Source organism: Methanohalobium sp. (genome assembly GCF_018609725.1).
Classification (GTDB): domain Archaea; phylum Halobacteriota; class Methanosarcinia; order Methanosarcinales; family Methanosarcinaceae; genus Methanohalobium.
This window is the reverse complement of sequence record NZ_JAHENT010000150.1, coordinates 1-3,688: the sequence shown is the minus strand read 5'-3', so window position 1 is coordinate 3,688 and position 3,688 is coordinate 1. Positions and strand designations below refer to the sequence as shown.

Below are 3,688 nucleotides of genomic sequence, written 5' to 3'. Positions count from 1 at the left end.
CAATCCAAAAAAAATCATGTTTTCAGTCTATGATTGGAATAGTGGAGCCACACATCTATATTCAGGTGAACTAAACCCAGGGGAATGGTACCATGTGACTGCATACCATGATGGTGGAGACGATACGTTCTTATATATAAATAATAATCAAGTGGCACACAAGAATGAAGGACTACCAATGGGTGACAGGGAAGAAATACCTAACGCAATTGGTTATTCAGAGAGAAGTCAAGACCATCACGCCAATGCCACGATAGATAATTTTGTACTATGGGATCATGTGCCTTCAAGTACAGAAAGACAAAACCATTATGAGATGACTGGCGAAAATGCTTATTGGGGATCAAAGATAAATATAACATCTCCGAAAAATAAAACATACATTAATAAACCAGATCTTAATGTGACTTCTGAGGTAGAAATAGATACGTGGCAATACGAATTAAATGATAAAGAAAAAAAGACATTTTCACCCAATACAACATTAGAAGATATAAATAGTTTTCAAAACAGACTATTTGTTTATGGTAATTCTACATCAGGCGAAATATTCGTAGATGATGTAGAATTCAAAATTGAATCAATGGTAACATCAACAACATATAACTACTCAGTGAATTCAATAGATAACATAAAAGGATACTGTGAAACAGCTGATTCGGGCCTAGAAACAACATTCGAATACAAATGGTACGAAAATGGAACCCAGGTAGATTCAGGAAGTATAACAACAATAGATGATGGATCAATAAACCCAAGCAACTATACTGAAGCATCAAACGGAGATCAGATAGTATTCTCGTGTAAAACAAGTTCACAAGGCGACTACATAAACAGCACGGAATACACTATAGATGACACAACAACTATACCGAAACAAAACATACATTCAGGATTCCCACATAACGAGAGCTATATCACTGGCCAAGCAGAATCTACAACAACATATGCAGAGAACATAACCTACGAATATATATGGTATAACGGAACTACCAAATACTCAGAAGGAACTTTCGAAGGAACGAAAAACCAAAAATTAAACATAACCCAAATAGAGGTACAAAATTTAGGGGAAAAATGGACACTAGAAACTAGAGCGGTGGCAAACGCAGGATATACCAATTACACTAACATTTCAATCAGGATAGATAACCCTTACTTTATAAACCCTACAGAACCTGACGAAACATTAGTAAACAGGACTTGGTTCGAAGTCAATGCAACTTCAGACAACGCATTTGCAGATGCTGGAAAAATAGAAATATTCAACAACCTAAACGAATCGATAGAGAACTATACGAGCAATTCACTGCCTGTATACAACAACTTCACATTTTCAGAAGGACAATACTACTATAAAACATATATTAATTACACTGACTCAATAACCCTAGACTCAGAGAAGAGATCGATAAAATTAGATGTAACTTACCCGAAGATAACAATATACGCACCAGACACAAGCAAAAGGATATATGATGTAACTGATGTATACTTCAATATGACTTTTGAAGACGACAACCTATATGGTTATAGTATAGAGTGTAATGACACAGAAGACGGCCAAGAATATTACGAGGAAAAGACAGACATAAACAACACATTCGAATCATTCTACGATGTATTCGTGTTTTCAAACCCAGGTACAAAAGAGTGCGAAGTAGTGGCAACAGATGACCACACTATGAACCATTTCAGGCCAAAAGTGAAAAAGAGAAACAGTTTCCTAGGTATAGGTAAAAAAGGCTTGAAGATAGACAAGAAACTCGGATACACAGTATCAAACACCCAAGGTGCAGATATAGATTCTATAGACTACATAAAAAAGAAAGATAGAGTCAGTCCAGTCGTAAAATTCAAGAGAAAATCGAGAGGACTATTCGATTTCAATGATGAAAAAGACCCGAAAAATGTCAGATTCAATATAAATATAGACTACGAAGGGAAAGCGGAACTAAGAAACTCAGAGTACACAGGTCACGTAGTTGTACATGACAAAAACCTACAAAACGGATACTGGATAGATTTGGAATCAAAACTAAGACAGAATATAATAGGTACAGAGATAAAAGAAGACCAAGTAAAATACACAGTGGAAGTACCATTTAAAGAACTCAAGAAGCACGATTTCAAATATACGACTGAATCTATAGGTGGTGTGAACTATGAAAGAGAAACATTCACTCTTAATGTTGAGGAAGGGGATAATTTCACCTTCACAGGATATAACTCATGGAACAATTCCAACATTTTAACAAATGTAACGACAGACAACGGAACATTCGAGAAATACTACGATTTCAACAAATCACACGAGATACAGATAGGCTGCGAAGAAACAACAATAACTGCTAACGGATACCAACATATGAACACTCAACAATGGACAGAATCAGGATGCGACTACGACAACGAAACCAGAAATTTCTGGATGTCAGAATTGACAGTAAACGCAAATAACACAATTTTCGGATACTTAATAAATAATGTGGATTTCAATATGACTCATGATGGTCTTTTCAAAGAAAGAACAGACAATAAAACCACAAAATACTACTTGAATACAGGAGATTATAATGTATGGGCCGACCAAGAGGAATACACACCAAATAATGTTTCAGGAACATTAGAACTGGGCGATACAGTAACAAGAGATATAGTTCTAACCCCAGAATACCAAGTAAACTTCAAACGTGAAGAAACAGGCGAAAAATTCAATTTTGTAGAAACAATAAACGAAACAACATGCATCACGGGACAGGAAAATGTTACAAACTACAAAGAACAATTGGAAGCAAATAATTATAGGTGTTGGGGTAACTGGTCTTCCGATCACACCTGCGCAGATGCACATGATGGATTATTTGATAGCTATGGGCAACCAGAGATAGGAGATGCGGCATATCTAGCACTAAATTTCACAAAACCAACTGAAGCAACAAACGACACATATGTAAAAGAGAAAGAGAGCGAACTAAGTTTTGATGAATATAATTTCACAGAATACCCACAATGTTGGAATAATAAGAAAAAAATACAGTTGAAATATAAAGTAGACGACAAAGCATCAGTGACCAATGTATCGTGCCATAATGGCACAGATTGGGAAGTTATAAGAAACTACCCGAATGGAGGGATATTATACGATAGGTCAATGAACTGGGCATATGTAGAGGAAGAAGATGTTTATGGAACCTGTGGCGAAGAACAGGACATGCAAGTAACGGTAAAAGCATTCTGTGATGAAAATGTGGTAACAAACATATTGACTAGAAACGACACAGAAGTTACTGGTATAGATTGTGACTACAACTATTGGTTCATTAGGGCAGACTACTCAACAGAAACATATTATAGGACACTAATCCCTGGTAAAAGAACATTCGAGCACGATGTTTATCTACTAGACCTAAACCAAGATACAGCAGTACAGATAACATTGAAGATAAAAGACATAGGCTCAGAATATACAAATGGAAGAGTCAAGCTATATAAATATGTGAATGAAACTAAGGAAGTAGTTATAGAACAATACTTAGACATAGAGAATAGGGTAGTTTTATGGTTGGACAAAAACGAAGTATATGAAGTATATGCGATAAATGATAATGGCGAAGAATCATACATAGGTGACATAGTGGCAGATTCAGCAGGTGTAAAATACCTCACTCTACCGGATTTCACTATT

The 3,688-nt window shown here is 35.8% G+C and carries 1 protein-coding gene; it reads left to right on the top strand.

What is annotated here, in order from left to right; all coding sequences use genetic code 11:
* Positions 1–3,688: hypothetical protein (locus QZ276_RS10230; protein ID WP_292487680.1), on the top strand; the 3,688-nt coding region annotated here is incomplete at both ends.